This is a genomic window from Bacteroides sp. A1C1, from assembly GCF_004328515.1.
GTDB lineage: Bacteria > Bacteroidota > Bacteroidia > Bacteroidales > Bacteroidaceae > Bacteroides > Bacteroides uniformis.
Map to the genome: position 1 here is coordinate 2,932,894 of NZ_CP036491.1, position 13,540 is coordinate 2,946,433.

General features: G+C 48.4%; 13 protein-coding genes and 1 CRISPR repeat array. Of the genes, 11 read left to right on the top strand and 2 right to left on the bottom strand.

Going from position 1 to position 13,540, the window contains the following annotated elements:
* Positions 1 to 2: 2 nt before the first annotated feature.
* The 7 genes from cas7c to EYA81_RS11840 all read left to right on the top strand — a co-directional run bounded on the left by cas7c (position 3) and on the right by EYA81_RS11840 (position 7,216).
* On the top strand, positions 3 to 854 hold the full coding sequence (gene cas7c, locus EYA81_RS11810; RefSeq protein WP_131225792.1) for a type I-C CRISPR-associated protein Cas7/Csd2: 852 nt from the start codon (positions 3 to 5) through the stop codon (positions 852 to 854).
* Positions 855 to 864: 10 nt separating this feature from the next.
* Positions 865 to 1,527, top strand: coding sequence for a CRISPR-associated protein Cas4 (gene cas4, locus EYA81_RS11815; protein WP_131225793.1), 663 nt, complete (start codon positions 865 to 867; stop codon positions 1,525 to 1,527).
* On the top strand, positions 1,524 to 2,546 hold the full coding sequence (gene cas1c / locus EYA81_RS11820; RefSeq protein WP_131225794.1) for a type I-C CRISPR-associated endonuclease Cas1c: 1,023 nt from the start codon (positions 1,524 to 1,526) through the stop codon (positions 2,544 to 2,546). Before cas4 ends, cas1c begins: the two co-directional genes overlap by 4 nt.
* 9 nt (positions 2,547 to 2,555) lie before the next feature.
* Positions 2,556 to 2,846, top strand: a complete 291-nt coding sequence (cas2, locus tag EYA81_RS11825; RefSeq protein ID WP_131225797.1) for a CRISPR-associated endonuclease Cas2 — start codon at positions 2,556 to 2,558, stop codon at positions 2,844 to 2,846.
* A 169-nt stretch (positions 2,847 to 3,015) separates the two neighbouring features.
* A CRISPR array of direct repeats spans positions 3,016 to 3,841; the repeat unit is 32 nt; unit sequence GTCACACCCTACGTGGGTGTGTGGATTGAAAC.
* Between the two features lie 539 nt (positions 3,842 to 4,380).
* On the top strand, positions 4,381 to 5,454 hold the full coding sequence (locus EYA81_RS11830; RefSeq protein ID WP_022402320.1) for a DUF1573 domain-containing protein: 1,074 nt from the start codon (positions 4,381 to 4,383) through the stop codon (positions 5,452 to 5,454).
* Positions 5,455 to 5,503: 49 nt separating this feature from the next.
* A complete protein-coding gene (gene meaB / locus EYA81_RS11835) occupies positions 5,504 to 6,607 on the top strand; it encodes a methylmalonyl Co-A mutase-associated GTPase MeaB (RefSeq protein WP_005824008.1) in 1,104 nt (367 codons plus the stop codon).
* Positions 6,608 to 6,631: 24 nt separating this feature from the next.
* Positions 6,632 to 7,216 carry a Crp/Fnr family transcriptional regulator gene (locus EYA81_RS11840; RefSeq protein WP_005824006.1) on the top strand — a complete coding sequence of 195 codons (585 nt, stop codon included), beginning with the start codon at positions 6,632 to 6,634 and terminating at the stop codon, positions 7,214 to 7,216.
* Between the two features lie 16 nt (positions 7,217 to 7,232).
* Here EYA81_RS11840 and EYA81_RS11845 read toward each other — a convergent pair whose 3' ends face one another.
* Positions 7,233 to 8,144, bottom strand: coding sequence for a DMT family transporter (locus tag EYA81_RS11845; RefSeq protein WP_005835197.1), 912 nt, complete (start codon positions 8,142 to 8,144; stop codon positions 7,233 to 7,235).
* 140 nt (positions 8,145 to 8,284) lie between these two features.
* On the opposite strand from EYA81_RS11845, the gene EYA81_RS11850 reads away from it, so the two are divergent.
* The 4 genes from EYA81_RS11850 to EYA81_RS11870 all read left to right on the top strand — a co-directional run bounded on the left by EYA81_RS11850 (position 8,285) and on the right by EYA81_RS11870 (position 12,206).
* The gene (locus tag EYA81_RS11850; RefSeq protein WP_005823999.1) at positions 8,285 to 9,115 is read left to right on the top strand and encodes an AAA family ATPase; all 831 of its coding nucleotides are present in this window, start codon (positions 8,285 to 8,287) and stop codon (positions 9,113 to 9,115) included.
* Between the two features lie 11 nt (positions 9,116 to 9,126).
* Positions 9,127 to 10,140 (top strand): DUF4435 domain-containing protein, encoded by a 1,014-nt coding sequence (locus tag EYA81_RS11855; protein WP_005823997.1) that lies wholly within the window; start codon positions 9,127 to 9,129, stop codon positions 10,138 to 10,140.
* A 27-nt stretch (positions 10,141 to 10,167) separates the two neighbouring features.
* Entirely contained in the window at positions 10,168 to 11,445 is a 1,278-nt protein-coding gene (locus EYA81_RS11860; RefSeq protein ID WP_005835199.1) for a mechanosensitive ion channel family protein, read from the top strand.
* A gap of 335 nt (positions 11,446 to 11,780) precedes the next feature.
* The gene (locus EYA81_RS11870; RefSeq protein ID WP_005835201.1) at positions 11,781 to 12,206 is read left to right on the top strand and encodes a hypothetical protein; all 426 of its coding nucleotides are present in this window, start codon (positions 11,781 to 11,783) and stop codon (positions 12,204 to 12,206) included.
* Between the two features lie 120 nt (positions 12,207 to 12,326).
* Here EYA81_RS11870 and EYA81_RS11875 read toward each other — a convergent pair whose 3' ends face one another.
* Positions 12,327 to 13,508 (bottom strand): hypothetical protein, encoded by a 1,182-nt coding sequence (locus EYA81_RS11875; RefSeq protein ID WP_117958595.1) that lies wholly within the window; start codon positions 13,506 to 13,508, stop codon positions 12,327 to 12,329.
* Between the last annotated feature and the right edge of the window lie 32 nt (positions 13,509 to 13,540).

Here is a 13,540-nt window from a genome sequence, read left to right on the forward strand (position 1 = left end):
CTATGTCAGAATTAAAAAATAGACTCGATTTTGTTTATATGTTTGATGTACAGGATGGTAATCCGAATGGTGACCCGGATGCTGGTAATCTCCCCCGAGTAGATGCTGAAACAGGTATGGGACTTGTTACGGATGTTTGTTTGAAACGTAAGGTACGTAACTATGTACAAGTGGCAAAAGGTTTTGTGGATGGCTTTGATATATTTATCAAAGAGAAGGCTGTTTTGAATACTTTGATTGATAATGCACATGACGATTCTGAGGTAAAAAATGCAAAAGACAAGACTGAAGCAGCACGTCGTTTTATGTGCAAGAATTATTTTGATATTAGAACATTTGGTGCTGTTATGTCAACAGGTAAAAATGCAGGTCAGGTTCGTGGGCCTATTCAATTTACATTTGCCCGTTCTGTTGATTCTATCGCTACAGCGGAACACTCTATCACTCGTATGGCTGTAGCGACAGAAAAAGAAGCGGAGAAACAAAGTGGCGGCAACCGTACGATGGGGCGCAAAGCAACCATCCCTTACGGCCTTTACGTTTGCCACGGCTTTATCTCTGCCAATTTGGCGCAGCAGACAGGATTCTCGGAAAAAGACCTTGAGCTGTTTTGGGAAGCTTTAAAGAATATGTTCGATGTAGACCGTTCGGCTGCACGTGGATTGATGAGTGCTCAAAAGTTGATTATCTTTAAGCACGACTCGATACTGGGCAATGCTCCTGCCAACAAACTGTTTGATTTGGTCAAGGTGGAAAAAGTTTGCGATGGGGCACCACGCTCATTCAGCGATTATTCAGTTACCATAGACAAAGATCGTGTTCCGTCAAATGTAACGGTTGAGGAACTGATATAATTCCCGTCGCATGTACAGTGATGATGATATGCTTATGTTGTCGGGGATTCAGCACTTTAGGTTTTGTCCCCGGCAATGGGCTTTGATACACATTGAGCAACAGTGGGACGATAATCATCTCACCATCGAAGGGCAGATTATGCACAAGCATATGGATGCCCCGTTCTATCGGCAAAAGTGCGGTGATCAGATCACATTGCGCGCGGTGAATATCGCTTCGCATGAACTGGGACTTTATGGAACCTCTGATGCCATCGAGCTGTTTTCAGCCTCATCTCTTGAAGGCACAATTGTGCATCCCAAATATCCGGGGCGATGGCAACCGGTGGTTGTAGAATACAAACATGGCAGACCCAAAAGGGATGAAGTGGACGAGGTACAGTTGGCGGCACAAATCATGTGTCTGGAGGAAATGTATGCTATTCATATTCCCTACGGTGTGTTCTTCTACGGAGAGCTTCGTCATCGGGTAGAGGTGGATATAACGGGGGAACTGCGAGATATTGTCAGACAATGCGCCCAGGATATGCACGAAATATTCAGCAAGGCAGTCATTCCTAAAGTGGAATATGGCAAGCATTGCGATAAATGTTCGTTGAAGGATATTTGTATGCCAAAGATGATGAACTGCACTACGGTAAATGCGTACCTTAATAAAAATTTGTATCAATGAGAAAATTGTTGAATACTTTATATGTAATGACTCCGGAAGCATATCTTAGTAAGGATGGGCTGAATGTAGTTGTGTACGTCAAACAGGAAGAGATGTTTCGCATTCCTGCTATTAACATAGAGGGTATTGTAACATTCGGGTATATGGGAGCAAGTCCCGGTGTGATGAAATTGTGCAGTGACAATGGCATATCGCTCACGTTCCTGTCCCCAAACGGTAGGTTTATCAGTAGGGTGCAAGGGGTGGTAAAGGGAAATGTGTTTTTGCGTAAGAAACAATATCAGTTGTCTGATGATGAATCGTGGTCATTGCATGTGGCGCGGTTGATGATTGGTGGGAAAATCCAAAACTATCGTAATATATTGAGGAGATATATTCGTGATTATGGTGATAATGAGAATGTTAATCAAACAGTGCATGTGTTGGAACAAGCTAAACGTAATGTTCTGGTGGCTCAGGATAAGACAACATTGATAGGGCATGAGGGCATGGCTTCAAATGCTTACTTTGAAGTATTACCGATTTTAATACTTCATCAGAAGGCTGATTTCCCGTTTCATGGTCGTAACCGTCGTCCTCCTAAGGATGCTGTGAATGCCATGCTGTCTTTTGCTTATACGTTGATAGCTAATGATGTTGCCGCCGCACTCGAAACGATTGGCCTTGACCCATACGTAGGGTTTCTTCATACGCTTCGTCCGGGACGTACGTCACTGGCTTTAGACATGATGGAAGAACTGCGTGCTTATCTTGGCGACCGTTTTGTCTTGTCGTTAATTAATAAAAGACAGATAACAGCTAAGGATTTTTTGTTTCAAGGTGATAATGGGGTTGTTATGACAGACAAAGGAAAGAAAACATTTGTTTCTGCGTGGCAAAGCAGGAAGCGGGAGGTAATCATTCATCCTTATTTGAATGAAAAGGTAGAAATAGGACTTCTGCCCTATGTACAAGCTATGTTATTGGCAAGATATATCAGGCAAGATATTGATGATTATCCGGTATTTCTAATAAAATGAATGCTGATTATGTATATTCTTGTAACTTATGATGTAGATACTACGAGTAAAGCAGGTGCACGTCGCTTACGGTGTGTGGCTAAGGCTTGTATAGATTATGGGCAGAGGGTACAGAATTCTGTCTTTGAGTGCGAGGTGACAGAGGCTCAATATTGTCTTTTGAAAGAAAGAATCAAGAGTATTATTGATATATCGTTTGATAGTATTCGTTTTTATATCCTCAGTAAGAATGAAAATAGGAGGGTAGAGGTGTTAGGTGTTGAAACTGCTTATAAAGTGAATGATGCGCTTATTATATAGCGCGTGCGAATGTATAGTGTTACATAAATAATAGTATTTTCGCATGTGCTAATAATCAGTAGATTGGTTTGTTTGTGAAGCATTTTTCTTTTTGTGAAATCGGGAAAAGTGATGATTCGCATAATAATGGATTAAACTTACTGGTTTGTAATATGTTATTTGCCATAGCGTCACACCCTACGTGGGTGTGTGGATTGAAACTTATTGTGGCTCATGTGATGGGTAACTTTACCGTGTCACACCCTACGTGGGTGTGTGGATTGAAACCAAACAGACTTTCAAGAACGGACAGCCCGTGGGGTCACACCCTACGTGGGTGTGTGGATTGAAACAAAAAGCGCATACGACGATATTATGAAGGCAAAGAGTCACACCCTACGTGGGTGTGTGGATTGAAACACTAATAGAGAAACTGAAAGGAGATTGAATAATGGTCACACCCTACGTGGGTGTGTGGATTGAAACTTGAGGGGGCTGTTTTCGGCAGACGGACATACTTCGGTCACACCCTACGTGGGTGTGTGGATTGAAACACAGATGGCAACAGGTTATGACGGTGCCGCCGCGTCACACCCTACGTGGGTGTGTGGATTGAAACCTCTTAAAACTGTTTCATCTCCAAAAACATATTGTCACACCCTACGTGGGTGTGTGGATTGAAACACTTTTAGTAAATGTAAGTGGGTAAAGGAAAAGATTGTCACACCCTACGTGGGTGTGTGGATTGAAACTCTGTAAACCACTTTATTACTCTCGTCAAACAATTGTCACACCCTACGTGGGTGTGTGGATTGAAACAAGCTTAGGGAATACGGAAGGAAGTCCGTGAGCTGTCACACCCTACGTGGGTGTGTGGATTGAAACAAGCTGGAAGTCGGCGACAAGCTGACCGCGGAGTCACACCCTACGTGGGTGTGTGGATTGAAACTTCCGTAATGATATATCCGTAGCTCTTTCCACCGTGTCACACCCTACGTGGGTGTGTGGGTTGAAACACTACAAGGCGATTTGTGACTTGGCTATACTGAGTTATTCTCTATGTGAGGAAGGGAGAATGTATTTGAGCAAAGGTATTTATGTCTTGGAGCATGGCTACCACATTGCCTGTGGTGGAACATATGAAACGGGGCTTGCCACTATACAGTGTGCATATGCTCCGGAATACGCTTCGCATTCGGCGGGAGGAACAATCGTGGTCAATCAGTGTGATTAGAATTAAAATGTAAATATACCTTCAAGCATCTTCTTCCTTGGCCTTCCCTTCCCTCTCTCCCAGCCCCTTTCTGTGCAAGGCGTTTCTCCGACACCAGGGAACACTCTCTCTCCGGCACCGAGGAGGGCTGGGCTTCCCGGTGCCGGAGAAAATGAAATTTTTCATCCTTATCTGATTTGTTGATGAAGATGACTGTGTGACGCAATTTACAGAAATTGCGCTCCTCTATTTTAGGTACTCTCGCTAAAAACACCTATTTTTGTCCGACTAATATTGAATGAGAGTGGCAGAATTAGGAAATCTTGATATTAAGAAAAATAGATGAAGCGGATATTGATAACTTTATATGTGCTTGCAAGTGTGGTATTGACTGCTGTAGCGCAAGCTCGTTTTACCTCGAATACAGAGATGTACAGTTTCGGCCAGATAGAATGGAAGCATCCCGTGACTGTGCAATATACCATCACCAATACGGGTGACCAGCCTTTAGTGCTTACAGAAGTAGAGCCGGATTGCGCCTGCTCCGTGGCCCAGTGGACAAAAACGCCTATTGCTCCGGGGGCAAAAGGAACAGTAAATGTGACTTTTGACGCCAAGGCATTGGGACATTTCCAGAAATCTGTGGCTATTTACAGCAATGCGCAACCCAATCTGGTCTATTTGAAGTTCAATGGTGAAGTAGTACAGGAAATCAAGGACTTTACCAAGACGCATCCCTATCTTATCGGTCAGATACGTATTGACAAGAACAGCCTCGACTTCCCCGATATTCAGCATGGTGAGCAGCCGGTGATTCATATCGGCGTGGTCAATCTTTCCGACCGTCCTTATGAACCGGTACTGATGCATCTGCCCCCTTATTTGCAGACAAAAGTAGAACCTAACGTGCTGCAAAAGGGAGAAAAAGGAGTGATTACACTTACATTGAATTCGGAAAGACTGACTGGCCTCGGACTGACTCAAACGTCGGTCTATCTTTCTCGCTTCTCCGGTGACAAGGTGGGCGATGAAAACGAGATTCCCGTTTCTGCCATTCTTTTACCGGATTTCTCCGGAATGACGGAAGTGGAGAAGGCAAATGCTCCTGTCATCAGCCTTTCTACCAAAGAAGTTGATATGAGTGCGATATTGGCAAAGAAGTCAAAAGCACGTCAGGATATTACCATTACCAATACCGGGCGTTCTCCTTTACAGATAAACAAACTCCAGGTATTCCACCCGGCAGTGGGAGTTAACCTCAAGAAGAGTGTATTGCAACCCGGTGAAAGCACCCGCCTGCGGGTAACGGTAGTGAAGAAGAATATAGGCAAGAAGCGCCGTCATCTGCGTCTGCTGATGATTACCAATGACCCGATGCAGCCGAAAGTTGAAATCAACATTAAAGCAAAACAATAAGAAGTCGTAAAGTCCTTCATAACTCATAACTTATAACTCACAAATAGCCATGGAACATCCCGAAAATAATGAAGCATATAAAGGCTTGGTTGTCAATGCAGGCATTGAGCAACCTTCATCGGTCAATCCTTACTTGAAGAACCGTCCCAGGCGGAAGAAACGCGAGCTTTCCGTATCAGACTATGTGGAGGGTATAGTGAAAGGTGATGTTACGGTACTCAGCCAGGCTGTAACACTGGTGGAAAGTGTGAAACCGGAGCACCAGGCTGTGGCGCAGGAGGTGATAGAGAAGTGTTTGCCCTATTCGGGCAACTCCGTCCGTGTGGGTATCAGTGGTGTGCCCGGTGCCGGTAAAAGTACCTCTATTGATGTATTTGGCTTGCATGTACTGGAGGAACACGGCGGCAAGTTGGCCGTTCTTGCCATTGACCCGAGCAGTGAACGCAGCAAAGGCAGTATTCTCGGTGATAAGACGCGTATGGAGAAGCTCTCCGTTCATCCCAAGTCCTTTATACGTCCCAGTCCCTCTGCCGGTTCGCTGGGTGGCGTGGCACGCAAGACGCGTGAAACGATTGTGCTTTGTGAGGCTGCCGGTTTCGACAAGATATTTGTAGAGACGGTAGGGGTGGGGCAGAGTGAGACTGCCGTACATTCTATGGTAGACTTCTTCCTGCTGATACAGCTGGCGGGTACGGGCGATGAGTTGCAAGGCATCAAACGCGGCATCATGGAAATGGCCGATGGCATTGTTATTAATAAGGCTGATGGCGACAATCTGGAGCGGGCCAGACTGGCAGCAACGCAGTTCCGTAATGCGCTGCACCTCTTCCCGGCTCCGGAGAGCGGTTGGACACCCCAAGTGCTGACTTATTCCGGTTTCTATAATCTTGGTGTAAAAGAAGTGTGGGATATGGTCTACAAATACATTGACTTTGTGAAAGATAACGGCTATTTTGAATACCGCCGCAATGAGCAAAGCAAATACTGGATGTACGAGACCATTAACGAACAGCTGCGCGACAGCTTCTACCACAATCCGCAGATTGAAGCGATGCTGACTGGCAAGGAAAAACAAGTGCTACAGGGCAACTTGACTTCTTTTGTGGCTGCCAAGAACTTGCTGGACACCTATTTTGCAGAACTGAAGAAATAGGGGCATATCCCTTTCTCTATATCGATGACTAAGGAAAACAACATGGAAGTGGCGCGGCGGTTTACCCGCCGCCTTCATGAACTCCCTTCTGAGGAGCTGGAGCTCATTGCCGGTTTGTTTGTACGCCGTGAGGTGCACAAAGGAGAACTGTTGATTAGTGAAAAAGATATAGCCAGGGATATTGTTTTTGTAGAGAAAGGACTGCTTCGCCAGTTCTATTTCAAAGAAGGCCGGGACATTACAGAGAACTTTGCCTGCGACGGTGACGGCGCTATGTGTATCGTCAGCCTTTTCACCGGACGCCGTAATTGCCTTCAGCTGGAATCCTTGGAGGAAGGCGTCATCTGGAGCATTTCGTATGCAGGACTGGTCGAACTCTCTGAGCGTTATCTGCATATAGCCCGTCTGCTTCGCCATTTATTGGAGGGGTCTTTAATGCTTTCCCAATATAAAGCAGACTCTTGGCGTTTCGAAACCTCACGCGAGCGGTATGCGCGCTTCGTCAGGGATTATCCGGAGATAGCCCGGCGTGCCTCAGTCAACCACATAGCATCTTATCTGTTAATGACTCCCGAGTCTCTGAGCCGGGTACGTGCCGGAGTACTGTGACGGTGGAACGGCTGTTTTATACGGCTTTCCCTTCTTTCTCGAAATCCTTGCGTGACTTGCTTTGTGTCACGATGTACACTCCCAGGAATACCAAGGCTATGGCTATTCCCTTTTCCAAATTGAACACTCCCAATCCTAAGATGATGGCAACGGTTGAGGCCACGATGGGCTGCATGTAGTTGTACATGCTCACCACAGTGGGGCGCAACAGCCTCTGCGCACTCATTATGAAGATATAGGCAAGGAAGCTTCCTCCCACAACCACATATCCCGCTTGCAGCAGGGCGGCTGTAGATATTTCGCTCCACTGTATGGCAGCCACGTCGTGGTAAGAGAACGGGATGTAGCACATGGAGGCATAGACAAACATCCATTTGTTCAGGGTGATGGGAGAGTATTTTTGCGACAACCCCTTGAATACGGTCAGATAAATGGAGAAGCTGATTTGGGCGAGCAGGCAGAGAAGGTCTCCGATGAGGCTGCCATTGCCGGCACCGGTGGTCTGGCTGCTCATGATGAGTATGAATGCGCCCATAGCCCCTACAAAGATGCCCAGCACTTTCTTGTTGGTGACCGGCTCTTTCAGATAGATTGCAGCCACTATCATGGTGACGATGGGCAGCGTGGTTGTAACGATGGAGGCGTCTATGGGCGAAGTCATGGAGAGTCCGAAGATATAGACACCCTGATTGAATACCAGCGCGAAGAGTGCGGCGAAGAATATCTTCAGCATGTCCCGGTGGTCCACCTGCTCGCGTTTGCAGAACAAGGAGAGGAGCCAGAAGCAGGCGGCTGCGCCTACCATGCGGAATGTGGTTACTGACAACGCGGAAAACTCCGCTAAGGCCGACTTGCCGATAGGTGCCATCAGCCCCCATAAGATATTTGCGGTAAGGGCGAACAGATGCCCTTGAATGTTCTTGTCCATACTCTTTTGTTCTTTGCGGGTGCAAAAGAACAACTATTTTCTGAAAAGAGAAAATCTTTCATTATATGATTTTTCTGGTTCATGGGCGTAGAAATAAGAGATTATCGTGTATATTTGCTTCTAATTAAAAGCAAGAAACCATGGAAGTACAAGCCAATTACATCAAGCGTATCGAAATACACGGATTGTGGCATCGGTACGATATTGCCTGGGACCTGCGTCCTGACGTCAATATACTTTCCGGCATCAACGGAGTGGGGAAGACCACTATCCTGAACCGTTCGGTCAACTATCTGGAACAGACATCGGGTGAAGTGAAGAGTGACGAGAAGAACGGCGTACACGTCTACTTCGACAACCCCGCAGCCACCTTTATCCCCTATGATGTAATCCGCAGCTACGACCGCCCCCTTATCATGGGCGACTTTACGGCACGCATGGCCGATGCCAACGTGAAGTCGGAACTGGACTGGCAGCTCTATCTGCTCCAGCGCCGTTATCTGGACTACCAGGTGAACATCGGCAACAAGATGATAGAGCTGCTCAGCGGTGACGAAGAGCAGCGCAGCCTGGCTCCCTCCCTTTCCCTCCCCAAGCGGAAGTTCCAGGATATGATTGACGAGCTTTTCAGCTATACCCATAAGACGATAGACCGCAAAAGCAACGACATCGTTTTCTATCAGAACGGCGAGCGCCTGCTGCCCTACAAACTGTCTTCGGGCGAGAAGCAGATGCTGGTCATCCTGCTGACCGTGCTGGTGCGTGACGATGACCACTGCGTACTCTTCATGGACGAGCCGGAAGCCTCCCTGCACATCGAATGGCAGCAGAAGCTCATCGGCATGATACGCAGCCTGAATCCCAATGTGCAGCTTATCCTCACCACCCATTCGCCCGCCGTCATCATGGAAGGCTGGCTGGATGCCGTCACCGAAGTCAGCGAAATCTCCTCCCTAATCCCTAATCCTTAATCCCTACCCAAGTGTCCACTTCTTTAAAACATAACCTTACTTCCGCCTATCTGGATGCCGCCCGCAAGTTGTCTCCCAAGAGAGCACGCAGGCGCATAGTGGCGTATGTGGAGAGCTATGACGACATCGCTTTCTGGCGGACGCTGCTGTCCGAGTTCGAGAATGAGGAGCGTTATTTCCAGGTGATGCTTCCGTCTGCCACCTCCCTGGCAAAGGGCAAGAAGATGGTGCTGATGAATACGTTGAACACATCGGAGCTGGGCCGCAGCCTGATAGCTTGTGTAGACAGCGACTACGACTTCCTGCTGCAAGGTGCCACCAAGGTGTCGCATAAGATAAACAAGAATCCCTATATCTTCCAGACTTATGGCTATGCCATCGAGAACTTCCACTGCTTTGCCGACAGTCTGCATGAAGTCTGTGTGCAGGCCACGCTGAACGACCGGCATATCCTGGACTTCCCCGCTTTTCTGAAGCGTTATTCTCAGATTGCCTATCCGCTGTTTCTGTGGAATGTCTGGTTCTACCGCCAGCACGACACACACACTTTCCCGATGTACGACTTCAACGCCTGCGTGCGTTTGCAAGAGATAAACCTGCGTCATCCTTACCGTAGTCTGGACGAGATGCAAAAGACGGTGTCGGCAAAGCTGTCCGAACTGCAAGCCCGTTTCCCCCGCTACATCGACCGGGTGGAGCAGCTGGGCACGGAGTTGGAACGTTTGGGACTGACTCCGGACAATACCTATCTTTATATCCAAGGACACCATATCATGGATTGTGTAGTGCTGAAAATCCTTATCCCGGTATGTACGGTGCTGCGTCGTGAACGCGAGCAGGAGATAAAGCGCCTGGCAGAGCATAACGAACAGTTCCGCAACGAACTGACGGGGTATGAGAACAGTCAGGTCAATGTATCCGTGATGCTGAAAAAAAACAGCGGCTACAAGAACCTTTATCTTTATCAGTGGTTGAAAGAAGATATCATGGAGTTCCTTGAGCGGGAGGAGCAGTCGCGTAGATAAGATTGCCGTTATGATAAACATACGATTATGGAGATATTGAAGAAGATAGACGACCTTTTAATCGGGTGGGGCATATCCCCTTCCCGTGCCGACATGTTCGACCAGTTCATAGCCTTTGCACTGATACTTGCCGTTGCTTTTCTGGCGGATGCCCTATGCCGGAAAATTCTGCTGAAAGTAGTGGCACAACTGGTGAAGAAGACCAAAGCTACATGGGACGACATCGTATTCGACCGCAAAGTGATGGTGCACCTCAGCCGCATGGTGGCTCCCGTCATCATCTATCTGTTTGTCCCATTGGCATTTGTCGAAGTCGGTTCATCGGCAATGGATTTTATCCGGCGTATCTGCCTTATTTACATCATCATTACTTTCCTGAGTTTCGTCAACTCGTTCCTGAAGGCTGTTTACAGTGTATACAGTGAGAAGGAGCAATTTCGTGACCGCCCTTTAAAGGGGATGTTGCAAACCATGCAAGTCATCCTATGGCTGGTGGGCGGCATTGTGGTCGTGGGCGAACTGATAGGCCGCGACCCGCTTTCGCTGCTTGCCGGATTGGGTGCTTCGGCAGCCATCCTGATGCTGGTATTCAAGGATTCCATTATGGGCTTTGTCTCCGGTGTGCAGCTTTCGGCCAACGACATGCTGAAGGTGGGCGATTGGATTGCCATGCCCAAGTATGGCGCCGACGGCACGGTGATAGAAGTGACACTGAACACCGTGAAAGTGCGCAACTGGGACAATACCATTACCACCATCCCTCCTTATCTGCTTGTCAGCGACTCCTTCCAGAACTGGCGCGGCATGCGCGAGAGCGGTGGGCGGCGAGTGAAGCGCAGCATCAATATCGACATGACCAGCGTCCGTTTCTGTACCCCGGAGATGCTGGCAAAATATCGCAAGATACAGCTACTGAAAGATTATGTGGAGCAGACGGAGGAAGTGATTGAAAAGTACAATGTGGAAAACGGCATCGATAACTCCATCCTCGTCAACGGACGCCGCCAGACCAATCTGGGGGTGTTCCGGGCGTATCTGACGGCTTATTTGAAAAGTCTTCCCGACGTAAATCAGGAACTGACCTGCATGGTGCGCCAACTCCAGCCTACCGACCGCGGTATCCCGATAGAACTTTATTTCTTCTGTGCGCTGAAGGATTGGGTGCCCTATGAAGGGGTGCAGGCGGATGTGTTCGACCATGTGCTGGCAATCATCCCCGAATTCGATTTGCAGGTATTCCAGTCTCCGTCCGGCAGAGATTTCCAGCGGGTACTGCCTGCTGCTTCCGAAGAAAAAGGAGCTTGATTCCGACCATCAAAAAGGCCTATATCTATTGTATTTCTCATAGGGAGTCATTACCTTTGAACCCTATACTGAAAGGTCAGAACATCCCCATCTTTTCTCCCAAAACATCCCCATGTTTTGGGGTATTACATCCGGGTGTTTTGGGTGAAAACATCCCCATGTTTTGGGGCAATACATCCGGGTGTTTTAGGTATTCAGTCATATAGTGAAAGGTATTCGGTCACGGAGTCTTTACCGTAAGGTATAGGCTTTGTGTATGCAAGTTGTAGGTGTGCCTCGCGTCGGGCGGGAATATCTTTCGTTTTTTACGAACCTAATTATAAAGAAAGATTGGTATGTCAATGAATTATGTGGTCCGCAAGAAGGTGGACAAGAGTGGAGACAAGGAAGTGGTGCGCTACTACGCGGCGTCAAAAGTGCTTCAGCCGGAACCGGTGAGCAATGACGAACTGGCCAAGAGGCTGGCTTTTGTCAGCTCCCTGCAGGTGGGCGATGCCCAGTCCGTGCTGGTGCAACTGCCGGATATTATAGCGGACTATCTGGCCAGTGGACGCACGGTGAACATCAAGGGACTTGGAAACTTTTTTCCCTCCATCACCAGCGAACCGGTGGAACGGATAGAGGACTGTACGGCAGATAAAGTGCGCATTTCGCGTATCTGCTTCAGGGCGGCAGGCAGTTTCATGCAGCGCGTTTGCCGTCATCTGGACTTGTTCAGCTTTCAGGTTCAGGAATTGAAGAAGGAGCTGAAGAAGAAGTAAACGGTACTTTTAGTTTCTTTCTTGAAACAGCGCGTACCCCTTGAAGCCGGAAGGCATTCGAGGGGCACGCTGTTGAAGAAGTTGTGTGTTTTTTTATAGCCTTGCGAGTGCTTCTTTTTTTTACTTCACCCAGCTTCCGTTCATCCAGCTGCATTCTTTCCTGATGTCCTCGAAAGAGCTGTAGCTCAGGTTGGCGTCCACCTTGTTGCTTGTCACGGCGATGAAGTCGGCATGGGTGTAGATGCCTTCTTTGCTGCTCAGCTCGGAGGTGAGGGTGATGTTGGTCAGCTTGGAGGTGCCGTTCTTCAGGGCGTTTTCGGTAAGGGCGGTTTCCACGGTCAGGGGTTGGCCTTTGCCGCAGACCTTGGCGTTGTCTATTTCCACTTCCGTGCCGGCACGCAGACGGATGCCTTGCTTGCTGCCGCCGTTGCCGACGAGGATGAGGTTCTTCAATACGGGGTGGGCAACGGGAGTGGCGGCGTTGTTGCTGCCGTTGTTGTCGCACTCCATCAGGCAGTCGCAGTCGTAGCCCAGTGTGGATTTGTCCTCTTGGTAAGCCACGAGGTTGGTGCCTTTGCCGTTCCAGCCTTCGGTCCAGTCGAAGGAGTCGTCGCTACAGCTTACGGCTACGAGGTTGCTCACGTTTACCGAGCCGCCGAAGAACTCAAAGCCGTCGTCGGAACCTTTGTAGGCTTGGCAGTGGTCCACGATGGTACCGTTGCCTACGCCGTAGAAAGAGATACCGTTGGCTTCGTGCTCTTCATCGAAGGCAAAGCCGGTGTATTCCAGACGAATGTATTGCAGCGTGCCCGAGTTGTCGGCATCATCGTTGCCGCCGTAAACGGCGCCGCCTATTTCAGAACTTCCCTTGCCGCCTTCGGCATTGGTGTGGGCGCGTCCGCAGATGTGTATGCCTCCCCATGCGCCCGGCTCTTCTTTTTCGCTGGTCATTACGATGGGTTTGTCCGGCGTGCCTACGGCGTTGATTTTACCGCCCTGCTTCACGAGGATGTAGTCTGCGATGTCATCGTAGACGGCGATAATCTTCACGCCTTCCTCTATGTGGAGCGTGGCACCTTCTTCTACGATGTATTCGCCGCTCAGCTTGTAGGTGTTTCCGGCAGCCAGGGTCACGTCGGAGGTGATGGTACCTTTCAGTATCGTACCGTTTTCGATTTCATTGCCGTTTCCGTTGCCGTCGTTGCCGTCATTGTCGTTGTTGTCGTCGCTGCTGCAAGCGGTGAGGATAGACATTCCGGCTACAAAGGCCAGAGAGTAGAATTTCCATTTCATTGTTTTCATAATTCAATTGTTTTAGTTGTTATATCCAATTT

Bases quoted from the DNA above. Each gene is read 5' to 3' on its own strand.
- cas7c (WP_131225792.1), top strand. From the start codon at position 3: ATGTCAGAATTAAAAAATAGACTCGATTTTGTTTATATGTTTGATGTA.
- cas4 (WP_131225793.1), top strand. From the start codon at position 865: ATGTACAGTGATGATGATATGCTTATGTTGTCGGGGATTCAGCACTTT.
- cas1c (WP_131225794.1), top strand. From the start codon at position 1,524: ATGAGAAAATTGTTGAATACTTTATATGTAATGACTCCGGAAGCATAT.
- cas2 (WP_131225797.1), top strand. From the start codon at position 2,556: ATGTATATTCTTGTAACTTATGATGTAGATACTACGAGTAAAGCAGGT.
- EYA81_RS11830 (WP_022402320.1), top strand. From the start codon at position 4,381: ATGAAGCGGATATTGATAACTTTATATGTGCTTGCAAGTGTGGTATTG.
- meaB (WP_005824008.1), top strand. From the start codon at position 5,504: ATGGAACATCCCGAAAATAATGAAGCATATAAAGGCTTGGTTGTCAAT.
- EYA81_RS11840 (WP_005824006.1), top strand. From the start codon at position 6,632: ATGACTAAGGAAAACAACATGGAAGTGGCGCGGCGGTTTACCCGCCGC.
- EYA81_RS11845 (WP_005835197.1), bottom strand. From the start codon at position 8,144: ATGGACAAGAACATTCAAGGGCATCTGTTCGCCCTTACCGCAAATATC.
- EYA81_RS11850 (WP_005823999.1), top strand. From the start codon at position 8,285: ATGGAAGTACAAGCCAATTACATCAAGCGTATCGAAATACACGGATTG.
- EYA81_RS11860 (WP_005835199.1), top strand. From the start codon at position 10,168: ATGGAGATATTGAAGAAGATAGACGACCTTTTAATCGGGTGGGGCATA.
- EYA81_RS11870 (WP_005835201.1), top strand. From the start codon at position 11,781: ATGTCAATGAATTATGTGGTCCGCAAGAAGGTGGACAAGAGTGGAGAC.
- EYA81_RS11875 (WP_117958595.1), bottom strand. From the start codon at position 13,508: ATGAAAACAATGAAATGGAAATTCTACTCTCTGGCCTTTGTAGCCGGA.